The sequence below is a fragment of the Silvimonas sp. genome (assembly GCF_031291215.1).
In the GTDB taxonomy this organism is placed as follows: Bacteria; Pseudomonadota; Gammaproteobacteria; order Burkholderiales; family Chitinibacteraceae; genus Silvimonas; species Silvimonas soli.
In genome coordinates this window covers 124,472-144,301 of sequence record NZ_JARLJK010000122.1, presented here as the reverse complement: position 1 = coordinate 144,301, position 19,830 = coordinate 124,472, and the positions used below count along the sequence as shown (strand labels likewise).

General features: G+C 55.3%; 20 protein-coding genes and 1 pseudogene. 12 read left to right on the top strand and 9 right to left on the bottom strand.

Features of this window, described 5'->3' with window-relative positions; all coding sequences use genetic code 11:
• Positions 1-58: 58 nt before the first annotated feature.
• From P4L78_RS13400 to imuA, 3 genes are read right to left on the bottom strand one after another with little or no spacing between them, the layout of a single operon-like run.
• Positions 59-3,184, bottom strand: coding sequence for an error-prone DNA polymerase (locus P4L78_RS13400; protein WP_309328492.1), 3,126 nt, complete (start codon positions 3,182-3,184; stop codon positions 59-61).
• Positions 3,168-4,616: a DNA polymerase Y family protein gene (locus P4L78_RS13395; RefSeq protein WP_309328491.1), complete on the bottom strand. Its 1,449-nt coding sequence runs from the start codon at positions 4,614-4,616 to the stop codon at positions 3,168-3,170. Before P4L78_RS13395 ends, P4L78_RS13400 begins: the two co-directional genes overlap by 17 nt.
• Positions 4,540-5,283, bottom strand: a complete 744-nt coding sequence (gene imuA / locus P4L78_RS13390) for a translesion DNA synthesis-associated protein ImuA (protein ID WP_309328490.1) — start codon at positions 5,281-5,283, stop codon at positions 4,540-4,542. The genes P4L78_RS13395 and imuA overlap by 77 nt, the downstream gene beginning before the upstream one ends.
• A gap of 88 nt (positions 5,284-5,371) precedes the next feature.
• Between imuA and P4L78_RS13385 the strand changes: the two genes are divergently transcribed.
• The 3 genes from P4L78_RS13385 to P4L78_RS13375 all read left to right on the top strand — a co-directional run bounded on the left by P4L78_RS13385 (position 5,372) and on the right by P4L78_RS13375 (position 8,268).
• The gene (locus P4L78_RS13385; protein WP_309328489.1) at positions 5,372-5,764 is read left to right on the top strand and encodes a hypothetical protein; all 393 of its coding nucleotides are present in this window, start codon (positions 5,372-5,374) and stop codon (positions 5,762-5,764) included.
• A gap of 143 nt (positions 5,765-5,907) precedes the next feature.
• Positions 5,908-6,978, top strand: a complete 1,071-nt coding sequence (locus P4L78_RS13380; protein WP_309328488.1) for a tetratricopeptide repeat protein — start codon at positions 5,908-5,910, stop codon at positions 6,976-6,978.
• 12 nt (positions 6,979-6,990) lie between these two features.
• The gene (locus P4L78_RS13375; RefSeq protein ID WP_283149870.1) at positions 6,991-8,268 is read left to right on the top strand and encodes a murein L,D-transpeptidase family protein; all 1,278 of its coding nucleotides are present in this window, start codon (positions 6,991-6,993) and stop codon (positions 8,266-8,268) included.
• 105 nt (positions 8,269-8,373) lie between these two features.
• Here the strand turns inward: P4L78_RS13375 and P4L78_RS13370 are convergent, their stop codons facing one another.
• Positions 8,374-9,114, bottom strand: a complete 741-nt coding sequence (locus P4L78_RS13370; protein WP_283149871.1) for a beta-ketoacyl-ACP reductase — start codon at positions 9,112-9,114, stop codon at positions 8,374-8,376.
• A gap of 228 nt (positions 9,115-9,342) precedes the next feature.
• A pseudogene (locus tag P4L78_RS13365) lies at positions 9,343-9,636 on the bottom strand (DUF3579 domain-containing protein); the annotation flags it as partial.
• A 269-nt stretch (positions 9,637-9,905) separates the two neighbouring features.
• Between P4L78_RS13365 and argF the strand changes: the two are divergent.
• The 9 genes from argF (at position 9,906) to P4L78_RS13320 (ending at position 15,500) form a co-directional block, all read left to right on the top strand.
• Positions 9,906-10,820: an ornithine carbamoyltransferase gene (gene argF, locus P4L78_RS13360; protein ID WP_283149872.1), complete on the top strand. Its 915-nt coding sequence runs from the start codon at positions 9,906-9,908 to the stop codon at positions 10,818-10,820.
• Between the two features lies 1 nt (position 10,821).
• Positions 10,822-11,445, top strand: a complete 624-nt coding sequence (gene leuE, locus P4L78_RS13355) for a leucine efflux protein LeuE (protein ID WP_283149873.1) — start codon at positions 10,822-10,824, stop codon at positions 11,443-11,445.
• Between the two features lie 110 nt (positions 11,446-11,555).
• A complete protein-coding gene (locus P4L78_RS13350) occupies positions 11,556-12,773 on the top strand; it encodes an argininosuccinate synthase (RefSeq protein ID WP_309328487.1) in 1,218 nt (405 codons plus the stop codon).
• Positions 12,774-12,909: 136 nt separating this feature from the next.
• Positions 12,910-13,137, top strand: coding sequence for a DUF2788 domain-containing protein (locus P4L78_RS13345; RefSeq protein ID WP_283149875.1), 228 nt, complete (start codon positions 12,910-12,912; stop codon positions 13,135-13,137).
• Between the two features lie 35 nt (positions 13,138-13,172).
• Positions 13,173-13,496: a pyrimidine/purine nucleoside phosphorylase gene (locus P4L78_RS13340; RefSeq protein ID WP_283149876.1), complete on the top strand. Its 324-nt coding sequence runs from the start codon at positions 13,173-13,175 to the stop codon at positions 13,494-13,496.
• Between the two features lie 73 nt (positions 13,497-13,569).
• Positions 13,570-14,100 carry a metal-dependent hydrolase gene (locus tag P4L78_RS13335; RefSeq protein WP_309328485.1) on the top strand — a complete coding sequence of 177 codons (531 nt, stop codon included), beginning with the start codon at positions 13,570-13,572 and terminating at the stop codon, positions 14,098-14,100.
• A 40-nt stretch (positions 14,101-14,140) separates the two neighbouring features.
• The gene (locus tag P4L78_RS13330) at positions 14,141-14,659 is read left to right on the top strand and encodes a DinB family protein (RefSeq protein ID WP_309328484.1); all 519 of its coding nucleotides are present in this window, start codon (positions 14,141-14,143) and stop codon (positions 14,657-14,659) included.
• Positions 14,660-14,696: 37 nt separating this feature from the next.
• Positions 14,697-15,182, top strand: a complete 486-nt coding sequence (locus P4L78_RS13325; RefSeq protein WP_309328483.1) for a YajQ family cyclic di-GMP-binding protein — start codon at positions 14,697-14,699, stop codon at positions 15,180-15,182.
• Positions 15,183-15,320: 138 nt separating this feature from the next.
• The gene (locus tag P4L78_RS13320; protein WP_283149880.1) at positions 15,321-15,500 is read left to right on the top strand and encodes a DUF3149 domain-containing protein; all 180 of its coding nucleotides are present in this window, start codon (positions 15,321-15,323) and stop codon (positions 15,498-15,500) included.
• An 80-nt stretch (positions 15,501-15,580) separates the two neighbouring features.
• On the opposite strand, the gene P4L78_RS13315 is transcribed toward P4L78_RS13320, so the two are convergent.
• From P4L78_RS13315 to trxA, 4 genes are all read right to left on the bottom strand, one after another.
• A complete protein-coding gene (locus tag P4L78_RS13315) occupies positions 15,581-17,224 on the bottom strand; it encodes a glycosyltransferase family 39 protein (protein ID WP_309328482.1) in 1,644 nt (547 codons plus the stop codon).
• Positions 17,225-17,322: 98 nt separating this feature from the next.
• Entirely contained in the window at positions 17,323-17,589 is a 267-nt protein-coding gene (locus tag P4L78_RS13310) for a type B 50S ribosomal protein L31 (protein ID WP_283149882.1), read from the bottom strand.
• A gap of 256 nt (positions 17,590-17,845) precedes the next feature.
• Positions 17,846-19,102 (bottom strand): transcription termination factor Rho, encoded by a 1,257-nt coding sequence (rho, locus tag P4L78_RS13305; RefSeq protein WP_283149883.1) that lies wholly within the window; start codon positions 19,100-19,102, stop codon positions 17,846-17,848.
• A 227-nt stretch (positions 19,103-19,329) separates the two neighbouring features.
• Entirely contained in the window at positions 19,330-19,656 is a 327-nt protein-coding gene (trxA, locus tag P4L78_RS13300; protein ID WP_283149884.1) for a thioredoxin TrxA, read from the bottom strand.
• Between the last annotated feature and the right edge of the window lie 174 nt (positions 19,657-19,830).

Sequence of the window (19,830 nt, the reverse complement as noted above, 5' to 3'; positions counted from 1 at the left end):
ATCCAACTGATCCGCCGCAACGGTCTTTCGGGTGTATTGCGATCATTAGACATGAATATCAATGAAAATCTCGGCTGCGCGTTAATAACTCACCGAGCAATTCGGTTCGATCTTCAAGTTTGTGGGCGACCAGATGCAACACACCCTCAACGTGCTGTACCTGCCCATATACCACCATCAAGCGCGACCCCAACAGTGGCTTACGATAGAGGGAAGCCACCTTTTCCCAAACCACCACATTGGTGTTGCCGGTTTCATCTTCCAGCGTCACGAACACCACACCGTTTGCGGTACCTGGCCGCTGCCGCCCAACCACAATGCCGCACACTTTGACGCGCAACCCATGAGGCACGCGCTTCAATTCAGCCGCGTTAAGCAGTTTGTCGCGGCGTAAACGTTCGCGCAGCAAAGACAATGGGTGCGCTCGCAATGACAAACGCAGACGACGGTAGTCCGCAGCAATATCCTGCCCCAGGCTGGCCGGGTCTAGCTCCGGCAGAATGCCGTCACTCTCCGACCAGGCCAGATCGTGCGTGGTATCAATGGCGCTGGCGTGCCACCACACCTGGCGACGATGCCCCGCCAAGGTTTCAAACGCCCCGCCCTCGGTGAGCGCGGTCATATCCCGCGTATCCAGCTCCAGCAGTTTTTGCACTTGTGCCACCGATTCAAACCCGCCCGGCGGACGCAGAGCCGCTAATTGCGCTACCGCCAACTCGCTCAAACCTTTGATCTGCCGCATCCCCAGCCGCACAGCGGCTTGCGGACGTTCGATGTCTTCCAGCGTGCAGTCCCAATCGCTGTGTTGCACATCCACCGGGCGAACCTCAATGCCGTGGCGCTGCGCGTCCTGGATCAGTTGCGAAGCACTGTAAAAACCCATCGGCAGCGAGTTGAGCATGCTGCACAAAAAAACCGCCGGTTCATAGAACTTGAGCCAAGCCGAGGCATAGACCAGCAAGGCAAAACTGGCGGCGTGGGATTCGGGGAAGCCGTATTCGGAGAAGCCTTTGATCTGGTTGTAGAGACGGTCAGCAAATTCGGCAGTTTGCCCGTACTTAATCAAGCCCTCTTTTAACTTCTGTTCGTATAACTTTAGTTTCCCAGTACGTTTCCACGCCGCCATCGCCCTTCGTAAGTCATCAGCCTCCCCCGCAGAAAACCCAGCTGCAACCTGCGCCAGTTGCATGACTTGTTCCTGAAAAATCGGCACACCAAATGTTCGCCCCAACACCTTGTCAACTTCCGGGCTCATCTTCTCAATCGGTTCCAGTTTTTGGCGGCGGCGCAAATAGGGATGCACCATGCCACCTTGAATCGGCCCTGGTCTCACAATCGCGACTTCAATCACCAAATCATAAAATTTCTCGGGTTTGAGCCTGGGTAGCATCGACATCTGCGCCCTGGATTCAATCTGAAACACGCCAATGGTGTCGGCCCGACTCATCATTTGGTAAACCTTGGAGTCTTCCGCCGGGATGGTGGCTAGCCTCCAGTTACTGCCACGAATGGCATTAACCAGATTGAGCGAACGGCGCAATGCCGAAAGCATGCCGAGTGCAAGTACATCTACTTTCAGCAACCCCATTGCATCCAGATCGTCTTTATCCCACTGCACTATGGTTCGATCTGGCATGGCCGCATTTTCAATTGGCACCATGCGGCTGATTGGCCCACGCGAGATGAGAAACCCGCCCACATGCTGTGATAAATGACGCGGGAACCCAAGTAAATCATCGGTCAACGCCAGCAATAACTTCACCGGTCGGCTTTCCGGGTCAAGACCAGCTTCCACCAGCCGTAGTGGCAACTCCTCTCGCTGATCCCACCAGGACAGATTTCGCGACAGGCGATCCAGTTGATCTGTTGCCAAGCCCAGCGCGCGCCCTAAATCGCGCAAAGTGGACTTCGGACGATAAGTAATAACCGTGGCCGTCAGAGCGGCCCGCTCACGAGTATATTTTTTATAGAGATACTGCATCACCTGTTCGCGTCGATCATGTTCAAAATCGACATCGATATCAGGCGGCTCGTTACGCTCTTCCGAGATAAAACGTTCGAACAAACAATTGGCACGTGCCGGATCTACTTCAGTAATACCAAGGGCAAAGCAGACTGCCGAGTTTGCTGCCGATCCGCGGCCCTGGCAGAGAATGTCCTGGCTGCGGGCGTATCTGACAATGTCATGCACTGTGAGAAAATACGGCTCATATTGCTTGCGGCCAATTAGCGCCAACTCACGGTCAACCTGTTCAGACACAGCATCAGGCACGCCCTGCGGGTAACGCTCGACCAGTCCTTCCCGTGTCAAAGCCTTCAGGTATCCCGCCGGCGTCATACCGTCCGGCACCAGTTCATCCGGATATTCATAACGCAAGTCACCCAGATCAAACGTACAGCGCTGAGCGATCTGCAATGCCTCAGCAAGCATGTCTGCCGGATAAACCATGGACAAGCGCAAGCGACTGCGTAAATGGCGTTCACCGTTGGGAAACAACGCGTGACCGCACTCGGCGACCGGTTTATGCACCCGTAAAGCAGTCATTACATCCTGCAACGCCCGGCGAGAACGCACGTGCATGTGCACATCACCTGCGGCAACACAAGGCAAGCCCGCGTATTCAGACAACCACCGCAACTGCGCCAGGCGAGCTTTATCATCTGGCCCTTGCAGCAACTCAACGGCGATCCAGACACGATCTTCAAACAGAGACCGGAACCAGTCCGCATCATTGGTATCTGGCTGCGCAGACGGCACCCATAAAGCGAGCAGACGATGTGCAAAGGCAGCCACATCCTCACGTGTCAGTCGGTACTCCCCTTTCGCAGCGGCCCTTCGGCCCACCGTAATCAGTTCAGATAGATCGCCATAAGCCTGCCTGTCCGGCGCAATCAAGACCAATTTCAATCCATCATCCAGCGTAAATTCAGAGCCAATCAGCAGTTGCAAGGGAATGCCTTTGTGGGCATTCACCTCTTGCCACGCCCGCACAACACCGGCGAGGGAGCACTCATCGGTAATTGCCAGTGCTCGATATCCCAATACTCGTGCACGCTCAACCAGTTCACGTGGATGTGAAGCTCCACGCTGGAACGAGAAATTGGAAAGACAATGCAGCTCCGCATAGTCTGGCAACCCAGCCATCACACCACCGGAGTCGGCGGATTTATCCAAAGAATCCATGTAACCACCATTCATGCGTTGAGCGGTCCTGCCAGACCCAGTAGCGCCGCCCGGACGGGCCAATGGCGACGTAATAATCGCGTGCCATGGCATGTTCATCCCACCAACCCGATTCGATGCGCTCGGCGCGGCCCGTACAACTGAGCAGTTCGCCATACCATGGGCGCTCGTTACGCAGGCTCAAGCGCTGTGGCTCCGCCAGCAGCCAACCCGGACGCTCACCGACTGGTAAGGCTGCACTGGGTTCGCCAGGCCGAGCCGGGCGCCATGCCAGTTCGGGGCGATGCTCATCCACCGTCGCCACGGCTTGCACGGCTGCTTCCCCAAGGCGGGCCGACAAGCGCGCCAGTAATAACTGGAAATTGGCATCGCCAGCCTCATGCCCAAACAAGCCTAATGGCATGCCATCCAGTTGATGCAACTGTTCGGCCATCAGCGTGATGGTGAATGCGGGCGCCGCCAGTTCGTAACGTTCCAGACGCTCTTTCAGCACCGACATGAATTCCGCCGCCCGCCGCCCTGGCACGCCAAAGCGCACCGTCAGCATGCTGGCCGGAATATCTTCATGCTTGAGCCGCAGGGTGACTTCCTGCACGCCCAGCCCGCGTCCGCTGAGAAACAATGCCAGTTCATCAAACAGCCACTGGCCGACCATGGAAAAACCGTCCAGTGTTTCCACGGGGTAATCCAGATCGACCGAGCGCTCGAAGCGATCTGGTGGCACGAACGGATCACGCGGGTCTGCCGCCGCACCTAACGCACGATCCAGCAGCAAGGGGAGTTCTTTGCCAAAACGCCGACCCAGCCCGGCGCGGGGTAAATCGATCAGACCACGTAGTTCACGCAAGCCCAGTTGTCCGAGGCCTTCCTGTGTTTTTTCCGGCACCGGCAACACGGCCAACGGCAATTCGGCCAGCGCCCAACCAATATCTTCAACCTTGAGTACCGCTTTGCTCCGCCCGCACATGGCCCGCCAGGTTGCCGCAAGTGGCGTGGGGGCAACGCCAATGCTGATGCTCAGGCCAAATTCAGCCAGCCCCGTGCAGACCAGTTCACGCAAGCGCGGCAAACCGCCGAAATAAAGCAAACAACCGCCGATTTCCAGCAGCAAGGTATGCCCATCGCCGATCACCACCGTGGGCGTGAATTGCAATGCCCAAGCAGCCAGCGTCGCCAGCTTTTGCGTTTCTGCCTCGGGGCGGCGGACATAAATATCCAGCTCATTGGCCAAGGCAAAAGCGGCAGACAGCTTCATTCCTGGCTTGATGCCTAGCGAAGCGGCCAGGGTATCCGCCAGCATCACCTGCTCGCCGCTGCCGTGCGCTACCACAACCAGTCGTGGCCGCACGCTATCCTCAGCTGGCGAGCCGTGGTGTCGTGGCGGAAAGACTTCCAGCGGCAGTTGCGGCAGATGAATAGCCAGCCAGAGCATGCCGGACCTCCTGACGAGATAAAAAGACCGGCGTTGTCAGGGGCAAGCCGCGCCGTTTCAGAATATTGATCTGCCAGCCTTGTTGGGAGCTGGAAATGGAGAGGCGTAACGGCAAGGGCGAAGACATGATCCGCGACCGCCCCGGGCGCAGTAAAAAGCCATAGCCGTTGCCCGCTTTGGCGGCCAGTTGCAAACGGCGACTGGCCCGGTCATCAATAAAACCCTGAACCCACCCCAATACCGCACCGCAGGCCGGCTCACGCAGGGCTTGCTCCATGGCCCAGAGCGACTCGGCCACCGAGCCCGGCTTGAGCCAGAGCGTTCGTGCCAAATCGATGCCCGCTTGCTGCCATGCCGGGGCGTAGGGAACATAGGGCGGCGAGACCAGCACAATTTCACGGCTACGCCCGATCTGGTGCAACGAAGGCCACAGAATGGCCAGTTCGCCCACACCTGCCCCATCGGCCAGCAATAACTCAGTCGTGCTGCCTGTCGCCCAGCCGCCATCAGGTAATTCAGCATCCAGCGCGGCAAGGGCCGTCGGCAAACTCTGTTGCGCCGACGCCATGCGTCCATCACCAAGCCAGATGGCTGGATGCTGCAAAACCTGGTCCAGAACGCCAGACATGATCAGTCTCTCTTCGTGCAGATATTTGCGTTCGATCATATAGAACGTTCGTTCTATTATCAAATCTGACAGACAAACGTTAGAGTGATTTCGTCACTCGCCCGCCAGCCCAAAGGAGTCCACCGCCATGCAACATGACGAAGCCCAGCGCATCATCACAGCTTTTGCGCAACAGCCGGTTTTGCCCGCCCGCACGGGCGCAGGAATGCAGGTGTCTTTCGACGAGGAAACGCTCAAGCAGGCTCTGTTACTTGCCGCCGAAGCCCTGGCTATTGCCGGGAAATTGACCGCTCGGGCGGCAGCGCTGCCCGCCAATGCCGGCAAGGCATGGACCGATGCAGAAGATCAGCAGCTACTGGCTGCTTTTGACGAGGGAATGTCGGTGCAAAAGCTGGCCACTCGCCATGGCCGTACTCGCGGCGGCATCACCGCCCGTTTGATCCGTAAAGGCAAACTCCTCCCCGATGCCCTGGCTCCAGTGCCGGTAAAGCTCCCGGAACAATCGGGCCAACACGGCTGAATGGTTGCCAACAGCCGATCCAAGGCGCTTGCAACAATCACACAACCGGTAACCCGGCTGGCAAGTTCACGGGCAGCCAAGACGAGGTTTTGCTAGAATCCGCACCTTTAGCGCATATACGCCTTTACGGACTACATAACACCATGAGCCTGCGACGAATCGCTCTCACACTGATTTCTTGTCTGATTGCCAGCCACGCCTTTGCCGGAGATTTCGAAGATATCCAGCAATTACTTAAAGCCCGGCAATACAAAACAGTCGTCGAGCGCGCCGACAGCTATCTGGTAAAAAACCCGAAAGACGCCCAGATCCGCTTCTTGCGCGGGATTGCGCTGACCGAAATGGGCCGTACCGAGGAGGCGATCAAGGCCTTCACATCGTTGACTGAAGACTACCCGCAACTGCCGGAGCCCTATAACAATCTGGCCGTGTTGTACGCTCAGCAAAACCAGCTGGATAAATCGCGCACTGCCCTGATGATGGCGATCCAGACCAACCCTTCCTATGCCATTGCACATGAAAACCTGGGTGATCTGTACGCACGCATGGCATCTCAGGCCTATGACAAAGCCCTGCAACTGGAAGGCTCTAACCAGAATGTCCAGACCAAGCTGACGCTGGTTCGTGAATTATTCAGCAGCAACCCGGCCATTGCACCGCGCCCGGCAACATCAGGCACCAAGGTTGCGGCCAACACCCCAGCGAAGCCAACACCTACGGCTGCGCCGACACCGGTAGTAACCGCCAAACCAACCCCATTGCCAACCCAGGCGCCGACGCCTAAACCTGTCGTCACGGCAACACCGGCCCCAACGCCAGCTCCGACACCGACCCCTACTCCTGCGCCGGTCAAAGCCGCATCGCCACATGATGCGGATCAGGAACAAATTGTGGCCGCAGTGAATACTTGGGCTGCCGCCTGGTCCAAACAAAACGTAAACGGCTACCTCGCCGCTTATTCGCGCAACTTCAAGACACCTGGCGGTGCAAAATTTGCCGATTGGGCCAAAGAACGGCGTGATCGCATCACTTCACCCAAGTCAATTGACGTCGGTGTTTCAAATATCAAAATTGAATTTACCGATAACGATACAGCTAAGGTAAAATTCCGCCAAAATTACAAGTCGGATCGTCTGTCTGCGCGCTCCACTGGTAAGACTTTGATTATGGAAAAATCCGGCGGCCGGTGGCTGATCGTTGAAGAGCGTACCTGAGCGATTTACTGAATGACCCGTACCATCAACTGGAGCAAGCTGATCATCAGCTTGCTGGCATTACTGCTGCTTGCCCCGGCGGCGCAGCCACGTATGCCAATAATGAATCCGTACCAGTTGCATCCGCTGCGGGACGTTAAAGGCACCTCCACGCAAGGCTCTCCGGAGCAAATGATTGTTGCCGCAATCGACGCCATCCGCGACAACCGGATGGCCGATGCGCGCGCGACAGTGGATGCACTGCTCACCAAAGAACCCAATTACCGCTTGGCGTATCTGCTTTCTGCAGATCTGTACGCCATGCAGGCCGAGCCATTGGCTACCATCGGCGGCGCGGCGCCAGCCATCAATACCGACAAGCTGGAAGACTTGCGACGTGAGGCCTTGGTCAGAATAAAACGGCAAGCTGCGCCACCGCCGCTCAATCAGCTGCCAGCGCAGCTGATTGCTTTTTCGGCAAAACAGAAATACGCGATTCTGGTCGATGCCTCCAGCTCGCGCCTGTTTGTATTTGAAAACCACGATGGCACACCGAAATACGTCACCGATCACTATGTAACCGTGGGCAAGCTGGGTACTGAAAAACAGCGAGAAGGCGATCAGCGCACTCCCCTCGGCGTTTATTTTGTGGATAGCCACATGTCGCGCCCGCAGCTGGACAAGACTTTTGGCACACAAGCCGATTTGTATGGCGTAGGCGCCTGGCCGATTTCGTATCCCAACGAGATGGATAAACGCGAGGGCCGCACCGGCCACGGCATCTGGTTGCATGGCAGCCCGTCTGAGACCTACTCGCGGGCACCGCAGGCTTCCAATGGCTGCGTGGTACTGACCAATCCGGAAATGCTCAATGTGTCTGACTTTTTGCAGATTGGCACCACACCTGTAGTCATCGTGCCAAAGGTGGAATGGCTGTCAGCCGCAGAATGGCAAGAACGCCATCAGGCCGCGTTGCATTTACTGGATAACTGGCGCGAGTCGTGGCAGTCCCTCAATCTGCCGCATTATCTGAATTACTACAGCAAAGACTTTACGACCGGCGACGGGCAGACACTGGCAAGCTGGAGCAAGCAGAAATCATCGCTGAAAGCTTCTCGCCAAAGCGCCCAAATTGATCTGAGCGAGGTCAGCCTGTTTAGCGGCGGCAAAAACGAAACCCTGGTTGCAACTTTCGATCAGGATTATCGCAGCAACAATCTGGACAACCGTATGCGCAAGCGGCTCTACTGGCGTAACGAAGATGGCGCTGGCTGGAAGATTGTCTGGGAAGGTGCCGCTGCGAACGGTTGATGAATGACGGTTTGCATCCGGCTGCAGCAGGCACCGACAATAAAAAAAACCTCGCACATGGCGAGGTTTTTTTTATTGTCGGTAATAACCGCGTCGCCCTTGGCGTTACAAGGTCAGGCCACCAGTTACTTCAATAGCAGCGCCGTTGATATAGCTGGCCTCATCACTGGCGAGGAAAGCATATACATTGGCAATTTCTTCCGGCCGAGCCATCCGTTTCATCGGCACACGCTCTTCCATCGCCTGAATCACCTTTTCCGGCATGTCATGCAAGATAGGCGTAGCCACGAAGCCCGGGCAGACCGCATTGGCCCGAATACCCTTCTTGCCCAGCTCTTTGGCCCAGGTTTTCACAAAGCCAATCACACCAAATTTGGCTGCAGCGTAATTAGTCTGGCCAAAATTGCCGTAGACCCCAACCACTGAAGAAGCATTCAGAATGACACCACTGCCCTGCTCAATCATGGTGTCGACCACAGCCTTGGTGCAGTTGTAGACACCCTTGAGATTGATGTCGATTACGCGATCAAACTGCTCATCACTCATCTTGTACAACTGGGCATCTGCAACAATGCCGGCGTTATTGACCAGAACATCGATCCGGCCAAAACGGGCTTTGACCCCGGCAACCATTTCGGCGATTTGTCCTTTGTTGGTCACATCAACCAAAAAACCTGCCGCTTGCGCGCCACTGGCCACAAGCTCGGAAACCACTTGGTCCACCCCAGCCGAATTGACATCACAGACCACCACTTTTGCGCCTTCAGCCGCAAATTTCACAGCGGTAGCATGGCCAATGCCGCTGGCACTGCCGGTGATAATGGCAACTTTGTCTTTTAGCTTCATCGAATAGCTCCTGCTGACTTATACATGTGCCGCCGCGCTGTACCGAAGATGTCTGACGGGTTTCAGCGCGCAGCAGCTAACGCACCCATGCGCGCTTCTCATAAGGACTAGCATAGCGCGCGTTGTGCGTTGCAACAATGAAAAATCGATGAGTTGAGCCCGAACGGGCTCAGAGGGGAAACAGAATTAGCCAGCTTTGGGAGCGGCTTCGGCTTGGGCCGATTCAGCTTGTTGCTGTTCAATCAGTGTCCGGCAGTCGACCACGCGCAAATCATTGTCGCGGGCAAATGCCATGATGAATTCAAAAACACGGGGATCGAGCTTTTCCAGTTGTTTGTCTACAGCCACGCAACGCACACCGTCCATCACCATGGGGCGGACATATGGCGCGTAGGAAAGCTTTTGATCAAAACCAAAGGTAGAAAGAATACCGGAAAGACGCTCCGCCCAGTCGCTAGGCCGGAACTGGCGCCCGTCGCTGGTGATCCCCTGAATGACGATTTCGTATGGATTACAGATCATGTGTATAAGGGAAAGCGTTATGGAGCACGTTTAAAACGTGATTATATCGTAGCCAGTGTTGCAGTGCATCGATTTGTCACAAGGTTAAGCGATTTTACAGTTCAATCGCGTGGATACCAAGCGCTGATCCGTACGACATGATCATCGGCAGGCACGACGAAAAATCAATACGCATGCACGTCAGGGCTTGCCACCCAGCCACTGCACGCACAATAATGGTTGTTTTTTCAAACAATTGCGGCCTCACTCGGTCGGCAAAAGCGTGCCCCATGCGACACTATTTGCAGTTCAAGGATTTCTCCCGCGACGAATACCAGTATCTCTTCAAGCGCGCCCGCGTATTGAAGCAGAAACTGCGCGCCGGTGAGTTGTATCAGCCCCTGGTAGGCCGCGTTCTGGCGATGATTTTTGAAAAATCCTCGACCCGTACCCGAGTGTCCTTTGAAGCTGGCATGTCCCAGTTGGGCGGCCACGCCATGTTCATGGCCTCCAAAGATACGCAACTCGGCCGAGGCGAACCCATTGAAGACGTCGCACAAGTCATCAGTCGCATGACCGACATCGTCATGGTGCGCACCTTTGAGCAGAGCATCATTGAGCGCTTTGCCGAAAACTCCAAAGTGCCGGTCATCAACGGCCTGACCAACGAATACCACCCCTGCCAGATCATGGCCGACATCTTCACGTATGAAGAGCGTTTCGGTTCTATCGAAGGCAAAACTGTTGCCTGGATTGGTGATAGCAACAACGTCAGCCGCACTTGGCTGCAAGCGGCCAAAATCTTCAATTTCAAATTGAACCTGGCCTGCCCTCGCGGTTATGAAATGACCGTGCTGGATGGCGAGACTTATGGCCCGGAACATTTCGAGCAATTTCGCGACCCGTTTGACGCCGCAAAGGGCGCAGACGTCATCACTACCGACGTCAGCGTATCAATGGGCTACGAGCGCGAAACCCTGCAACGCAAGAAGGACTTCCTCAATTATCGCGTGACCGAAAAATTGATGGCTCACGCCAGTTCAGAGGCCGCTTTCCTGCATTGCCTGCCAGCGCATCGCGGCGAAGAAGTCGATCCAGAAGTCATCGACGGCCCGCAATCGCTGGTTTGGGATGAAGCGGAAAACCGCATGCACACCCAGAAAGCCGTGATCGAATTTTTGTTGCTGGGTGAATTGAAGGACTGAAGTGCTAGGGATTACCGACCCACTTACTTATCTGGCCGGGGCCACCGCCATCATTCTGATGCCTGGTCCCAATTCCTTGTTTGCGCTTTCAGTGGCTTCACGGCGCGGAACGCAAGCGGGGTTCGCCGCCGCCGCCGGGATTTTCACCGGAGATCTGATCTTGATGCTCGCCGCTGCGCTGGGTGTGGCATCATTGATGCATGCTTATCCGGTTGCGTTCGACGTTGTACGCTACGCCGGTGCTGCATATCTGGCCTGGCTGGGCGTCAAGCTCTTGCTGGCCAAAAGCAACAAGCAGGCTGAAATGTCCCACGTGGATGTGCCAGCCCGCCATATTTATCGCCAGGCGGTGTCGATTTCGCTGGTGAATGTCAAAGCCATCATTTTTTTCATGGCTTTCTTTCCCCAGTTTGTCGATCCATCGTATTCGCACATCTGGCTGACCTTCGGTGCCCTCGGCATCACTGTGCAAATTTTGAGTTTGTCGTATCTCAGTTTTCTGATTCTGGCTGGAGCCAACATTGCCAGGAAGTTGTCTGGCCGCGCCTGGATTGGCGCGCTGTTGCGCCGACTGACTGGTGTGCTGTTCCTGAGTTTTGGCGCGCGCCTGGCGCTAGGCCGATGACCCGTTTTACCCGTCGGTCATAGCGATATATTGCGCTAAAATACTGGTCTGAAAATTTGAACTGAAATCGACATCACCTACTGATCCAACTTGCCTCATCGGGGATTCCCATGTCTGACGTAAAGAAAGTAGTGCTCGCCTACTCTGGCGGTCTTGATACCTCGGTCATTTTGAAATGGCTGCAGGACACCTACCAATGTGAAGTGGTGACATTCACTGCTGACTTGGGCCAGGGCGAAGAACTTGAACCGGCACGACAAAAAGCGCTGCAGTTCGGCATCAAACCCGAGCACATCTTTATCGATGACTTGCGCGAAGAGTTCACCCGCGATTTCGTCTTCCCGATGTTCCGCGCCAATGCGCTGTACGAAGGCGAATACCTGCTGGGCACTTCCATCGCCCGTCCGCTGATCGCAAAACGTCAGATTGAAATCGCCAATGCCACCAACGCCGATGCAGTCAGTCATGGTGCAACCGGCAAGGGCAACGACCAGGTTCGCTTTGAACTGGGTTATTACGCACTCAAGCCAGGCGTGAAAGTGATCGCCCCGTGGCGTGAATGGGATCTACTAAGCCGCGAAAAACTGCTGGCCTATGCCGAAACCAACAAGATTCCGGTCGACATGAAGCACAAGAACGGCGGCGCGCCGTACTCCATGGACGCCAACCTGTTGCACATCTCGTTTGAAGGTCGCCACCTGGAAGACCCGAAAGCGGCTGCGGAAGAAAGCATGTGGCGCTGGACCGTGGCGCCGGAAGATGCGCCTGACAAACCACAATTCATTGATCTCGAATACGAAAAGGGCGACGTGGTTGCCATTGACGGCGTGCGCCTGTCGCCAGCCCAAGTGTTGACCAAGCTGAACGAACTGGGCGGCAAGCACGGCATCGGTCGACTGGACCTGGTCGAAAACCGTTACGTGGGCATGAAGAGCCGTGGTTGCTACGAAACCCCGGGCGGCACCATTTTGCTCAAGGCTCACCGTGGCATTGAGTCGATCACCCTGGATCGTGAAGTTGCGCATCTGAAAGATGATCTGATGCCCCGCTACGCCAGCCTGGTCTACAACGGCTACTGGTGGGCACCAGAACGCAAAGCACTGCAAGTGCTGATCGACCACACCCAGGAACGCGTCAACGGCTGGGTACGCCTCAAGCTGTACAAAGGCTCGGTTTCGGTGGTGGCACGTGACTCAAAAGACACGCTGTTCGACCAGACCATTGCCACCTTTGATGATGACGGCGGCGCCTATAACCAGGCTGATGCTGGCGGCTTTATCAAGCTGAACGCCCTGCGCCTGCGCATTGCGGCGCGCAAGGGCCGTTAATCTGTACGCTGGTCGCAAGGCCAGCATGCAAGATGAAGCGGTTCAGTAAATCCGATCAGGCCGGCACATTACGAGCCGGCCTGATTGTTGTTGCCTCATCTCGAGACACAGTAATCAACGAAGCATCCGGCCTGCCATGTCCATACTTGATCCCATTCTGAAAATGCCCGAGGACACGTTTGATACGCTGTCCGTTTCCATACTGGTCACCGGCCTCATCATCTATATGGGCTTCATCATTTATCGCATGGCCAAGGATTCACAAGCAGGCAAATTCGGCACCATCATCCTGTTTTTTGTGCTCGGATTCGGCATGTTGGGCTTCATCATCAAAACCGTTTTGACCGAAGTGCTGCAAAAATAAGGCAGCCACACCACCCTTCCTGGAGCAATTCCTTCATGAGCCAGCAACCCCAGCAGTTCGATAACGTATCCGTGGCAAAACAAGCCAATGTCTATTTTGACGGCAAGTGCGTTTCGCATAGCCTGACTCTGGCAGACGGCACCAAAAAAAGTGTGGGCGTGATCCTGCCGTCCGCACTGGTATTCAACACTGGCGCACCTGAAATCATGGAACTGATTGCAGGTAAATGTGCCGTCAAACTGGCAGGCGAAAGCGAAGCACGCGTTTACTCTGGCGGCGAGTCTTTCAACGTACCGGGCAATTCGAGTTTCGATATCGAAACACTCGAAACCCTGCATTACGTTTGCCATTTCGGCTAAGCCGTAATCGCGATCCAGCGCCCGTACCGACACGGTTGGTACGGGCGTTTTTTACAAAGAACAACCGACCCTCATGACGACCATTGTTACCCACGCCCTGGTTGCTGCGACAATTGTGCGGACCTTACCCGCGCACTGGCGTAGCCGCTCGCTTTATCTGCTGGCCATGTCTGGCTCAATGGCACCGGACCTGGACACACTGGGTTTTCGTTTTGGCGTTGCTTATGGCAGCGACTTTGGTCACCGCGGCGCAACTCATTCCATTGTTTTTGCCATAGCTCTAGGCCTCTTACTGGCACTCTGGCAGCGCCAACGACACGGACCCCCGCTACTTCGCTGGTGGACAATCCTGACGCTCACCACGGTCACGCATTTGCTGCTGGATGCAGTCACTGACGGTGGCTTGGGCGTCGCCGCTTTGTGGCCGTTTAGCAGTACCCGATTTTTCTTTCCAGTGCATCCGGTGGTGGTGTCGCCAATTGGCGCGCATTTCTTCAGTCACCGCGGCGTTGCGACACTCTGGAGCGAATTGGCCTGGGTCGGCCTGCCGTGTGCGATTATCTGGCTGGCACTGACACTTTGGCCGCGTCGTAAATATCGCTAGAATCGCCACTTGCCCGTGGCCCATCCGACAAAGCACCTAAATGATCAATCGAGCGTATGTGCAGTTGATGAGCAGCTACAATCGCTGGATGAATGAGCGCCTGTTGGCCATGGCCAATACTCTGGACGATGATGTTCGGCACGCCGATCAAGGTGCGTTTTTCAAATCCATCCATGGCACGTTGGATCATCTGATTCGCGGTGATCGCAACTGGCTGGCCCGCTTTAGCCAGCAACCCGCGCCGATTTTCCCCGCTGGGCATCTGGTCTGCGCCAGTTGGTCTGAACTGGTTGCGATGCGTCGACACATTGATGCCGAGATCGACCAATGGGCTGAGCGTGTCAGCGATGACTGGCTGCAGCAGCCTTTCAAATGGCATAGCCCGATGTACCAGCGCGACCTGAACATGCCAGCGTGGATTGTGGTTACTCATTTTTTCAATCACCAGACCCATCATCGTGGTCAGCTGACGACTTTGTTATCGCAACTTGGCATTGACCCCGGCGTGACCGACCTCCCCATGTTGCCGGCGCTTGAGATAGATCCATTTACGTTTTGAAATTGGCAACCCCCGAATTATTTAGCAGGAGAATCCCATGCCCTCATTCGATATTGTTTCTGAAGTTAATGACGTTGAAGTGCGCAATGCGCTGGAACAAACCAACAAAGAAGTGAGCACCCGCTTTGACTTCAAAGGCTCGGATGCGCGTGTAGACCAGGCAGAGAAGGTGCTGACCTTGTTTGCCGATAACGACTTCCAGCTCGATCAAGTGAAAGACATTCTCACCGCCAAACTGACCAAGCGCGGCGTGGACATTCGCTGCCTGGATGAAGCCAAGAGCGAGAAGGTATCCGGCAACAAGGTCAAACAAGCGATCACCGTGCGTACCGGCATCAGCGGTGAAGAAGCCAAGAAGATCGTCAAGCTGATCAAGGACTCCAAACTCAAAGTCCAGGCCGCGATTCAAGGCGATGAAGTACGCGTCTCTGGCGCCAAGCGTGATCTGCTGCAGGAATGTATCGCGCTGGTGCGCAAAGCGGTAACTGACTATCCGGTGCAATTCCAGAACTTTCGTGACTGAAACAGCGGCAAACCGCTTTGCCGAAAATATGACATTTCGGTATTTGTGACCGCAACAAATTGACTGTCGTCAATATCAACTCAGCGCCGACCCGCCATGATCGTGTCATTACAAATTCGTCCTGGCAGGAGTCACATCATGGAAAACACCCCTTGGGAAACGCTGTTTTTTTCTGATATTGGCCTGTTGAGCCTGTTCACGATTGGATTCATTCTGGTGATGGCGGTGTATATCTTCTTGTTTGTTCGTCGCAATGTGATGAACGCTGTTGATCCGGACACCATCAAAAAAGAAGATCATCACCCGCAACACTCGTAACGTTACAGTTACTACCCATAAAAAAGACCAGCAAGTTGCTGGTCTTTTTTATGGGTAGTAACTGCTGCCAAGCGCTGGCTCTACTGAGTGGCAGAATGGGTTTTATCAATCAGATAGAAATGCTCATGCCGCTCTCCTGGGCGCGCGCCATCCCATAACACCATAGAACCCGGCGGCGGATCACCCGACAACAACTGCAGGCGGCAACCATCAACCTCACGCCGTTGCAGCGGCATATCCGAAAAATAATCAATCGAAGCGGCCATTGAGTCGGATATCAACGATCCATCAATGCATCCCGGTTTTTGCGAGTTAATTGCCACCTGCAAAGCAGCAACCACCGGACGATAGCTCTTTGAAGCATCCAGCCACGGCTGCCACAAGCCAATCAATGCACCCCACAATAGTGTGACGCCACACGCCCAATTGGTGATCGCAAGGCGTCCCAGCGAGCGCTTGCGTAGCAGCACCCAGCACCATGTCGCTGAGATTGCCAGCGTAAATACCAGCCCAATCACCGCAACGTGCGGGTGCCACGCCGGGCTAGCCTCAAGCAAAGTTCTGGCCCAGCTGCTGGGTGTTCCGGTCTGGATAACCAGCCACGCACACCACAACAAAAAGGTACCAACCCCAAAAGTCATGATGCCAAACCAGTTGAGCGCCGCAGCCGCGCCGCGCCGCAAGCGATCGATCCCCACCGTGGTCAATAAAGACAGAGCTGGAAGTACGATCAGCAAGGACGACTCGCCGATCAAATCGCCCGCCAGAGCCAGCCAGCACGCGTTCAACAACAAAGCCATTATCGGTAGCGCCAGTTTCGGCGAACGCCACTCAGCCTTGTTGGACCAGGCACCCCAGACACCCAACGGCAGAACCGGCCAGGCAAACCACAACACGATTGAAAAGAAAAAACCGAAGGTGTGGAAGGATTGCCAAGCAGCCAGCCCCCCAAATGCGCCAAATGCGTAATAGTTAAGCCAGACCCGAAACGCGGGCGGGCTGAACTGATAGAGATCCACCACCCAAATCAACCCGAGCGGCACAGCGGTGACCAGGGCAGTTAACAGCGTGGCTAGATACCACGGGCGCCGCCATGGGCGGAAAGCCACCAGAGACATAGCGGTGACCAGACTGAGTAAGAACTCGCCCCAGGACGCTCCCAGCAGCAGAACCAACCAGGACATCCCCAGCAATAGCCCGCCCTGCACCGGCTGCCTTAACGCCCAAGCCAGCGCATACAGTTGCCAGGCAAAACTGAACAGCAAAATCACATCGGGGGACAAATGATGCCCCCACACAATGAGCCCGATACTGCCGATCAACGCCATGACCGCCACACGGCCCTGGCGACGCCCGTAGAGCTCACGACCAGCCAGACCCAGCCCCCACATGGCCAGGGCCATCCACACGCCCGTAACAAGGCGTGCTGCGTCGTGCACAGCCAACCCCATCCGGGATAATGGCCAGGCCAGTATTGCGGCCGTCCAGTAGTAAAGCGGGCCATGGATGAGATAGGCGCTATCGCCGTACCACGGCAGCGACCAATGCTGCCCATCCAGAAAACGCTGGATGACGGCGGCGGTTTCCAGCTCAGCCGGCTTCCACGGGTCATGCCCGATCAGGCCAGGCAACAACCACACAAGACACAGCAACAACAACTGCCAGGGACTTTGCCCAGGCGGGAGCGGTTGTTCGCGTTCGGTTTCAGGGACGTAGGTAAGCATGCGGCGATTCTAACTGGCAATGCGTGGGGATGACAGAGACAAAAAAGGCAGCCTCGAAGAGCTGCCTTTTTTGCGGTACACAGAACACAAGCGCTGGATTAGCCCTTGTTGCTGGTGTACATGGAGTATTTCTGACGGAACTTCTCGACACGACCTGCAGTATCCAGCACTTTTTGCTTGCCGGTGTAGAACGGGTGCGATTCGGAAGAAACGTCCAGACGAACAACTGGATAGTCCTTGCCGTCGGTCCACTTCATGGTTTCCTGGCCGCGAGCGGTCAGTGTGGAGCGCGTCAGAAACTTGAAATCAACGCTTGCATCAAAAAAGATGACTTCTTTGTACTCGGGATGGATACCGTCTTTCATTTTCATTTCCTTTGACATGAGCGCGCCGGGGTTGTGCCGACGCAAAACGCGCATTATTCCAGATACAGCCACTTACCGCAAGGAAAGCCGCCGCAAATACTGGCAGCAACCGCCTCGGCATTTTCTGGCCAGGGGGTTTTACCAGCAAATATGAAGGCATCGCAGAAAATCGCGCTGACAAGACGCGGCCCCGCAGACAGTACTACAAGTACGGCAAGGGGGCGTAACGTAGTCAGCGCGGTTTTATGCGGTGCAATCAACGACGCATGGAGTCGAAGAAATTGGCGTTGTTCTTTGTGGCTTTGATCTTGTCTTGCAAGAACTCCATCGCTTCCAGATCATCCATTGGATACAGCAACTTGCGCAGTACCCAGATCTTTTGCAGTTGTTCTTGCGGGATCAACAACTCTTCGCGGCGCGTGCCGGAACGGTTGATGTTGATAGCCGGGAAAGTCCGCTTTTCCGCCATGCGACGGTCAAGGTGGATTTCCATGTTACCGGTACCCTTGAACTCTTCGTAGATCACATCGTCCATGCGCGAGCCGGTATCGATCAGCGCTGTGGCGATAATGGTCAGACTGCCGCCTTCTTCGATATTACGGGCGGCGCCAAAGAAGCGTTTTGGACGTTGCAGGGCATTGGCGTCGACACCACCGGTCAGCACCTTGCCAGAGGCTGGTACCACGGTGTTGTAGGCGCGAGCCAGACGGGTGATCGAATCCAGCAGAATCACCACATCTTTTTTGTGCTCAACCAGACGCTTGGCTTTTTCGATGACCATTTCAGCCACTTGCACGTGGCGTGTAGCTGGCTCGTCAAAGGTGGAGGACACAACCTCGCCCTTCACCGAGCGCTGCATTTCGGTCACTTCTTCTGGACGTTCGTCGATCAACAACACAATCATCACCACGTCGGGGTGATTGGAGGTGATGGCGTGCGCAATGTTTTGCAGCATCACGGTTTTACCGGATTTAGGCGGCGCCACCAGCAAACCACGCTGACCACGGCCAATCGGCGCGATCAAATCAATAATACGGCCGGTCACATTCTCTTCGGCCTTGATGTCGCGTTCCAGCTCCAGACGGCGCGTTGGAAACAGCGGAGTCAGGTTTTCGAACAGAATCTTGTGCTTGGCATTTTCTGGCGGTTCGCCGTTGACCTTGTCGACTTTAACCAGCGCAAAGTAACGCTCGCCATCTTTCGGCGTACGGATTTCACCTTCAACCGTATCGCCAGTGTGCAGATTGAAGCGGCGGATCTGCGACGGACTGACGTAAATGTCATCCGGGCCAGCCAGATAGGAAGTATCCGGGCTACGCAAGAAACCGAAGCCATCTGGCAGAACTTCCAGCGTGCCATCGCCGAAAATGCTCTCCCCTTTTCTGCCCTGGTTTTTCAGCAGTGCAAAGATCAAGTCCTGCTTGCGCAGACGACTGGCGCCTTCAATTTCGTTGGCGATGGCCATCTCGACAAGAGCTGAGACGTGGTGATGTTTTAGATCGGACAAATGCATGCGATTGGGCCGTTGCTGTACAAGCTAGAAAATATGGGGAATAGGGAGAGACGTAATTCTTGGAATTCTGATATCAGTGTGGCGGAAGGACTCCAGCACACGCAGTAAACGCCGTAAGGGTATACGGCATTAAATTACACTGTCAAGCAACCAGCGACGCGTGGGCGTCGCTGGTGTTGCGCAATCAATACGCAACCGGCCAGATGAGTTTTTGGCCGGTTCAATAATTACAGATTGCTGTCAAGAAACGCGGTCAGTTGCGACTTGGACAACGCGCCCACTTTGGTCGCTTTTACTTCGCCACCCTGGAACAGCATAAGCGTAGGAATACCTCGGATGCCGTACTTCGGCGGTGTACCCTGGTTTTCGTCGATGTTGAGCTTGGCAACTTTGAGCTTGCCAGCGTATTCGCCAGCAACTTCGTCCAGAATCGGAGCGATCATCTTGCAAGGACCACACCACTCGGCCCAGTAATCAACCAGCACTGGGGTTTGCGATTTCAGAACTTCAGCGTCAAAAGAGGCGTCGGTAACGTACGAGATGTGTTCGCTCATTGGATTCTCCAGAACAAATGCGGGTAACGATGCGGTATCTATGTCAGAAAATGAACCACCGGCAGCACAGGCCACCGGTTTACTGACGACTATGCTAACGGATGCGCTCGCAAAATCCCAATCAATTATGACCGTTCGGTCTGATACAAAAATACTATGAGGCCATCGCTGGCG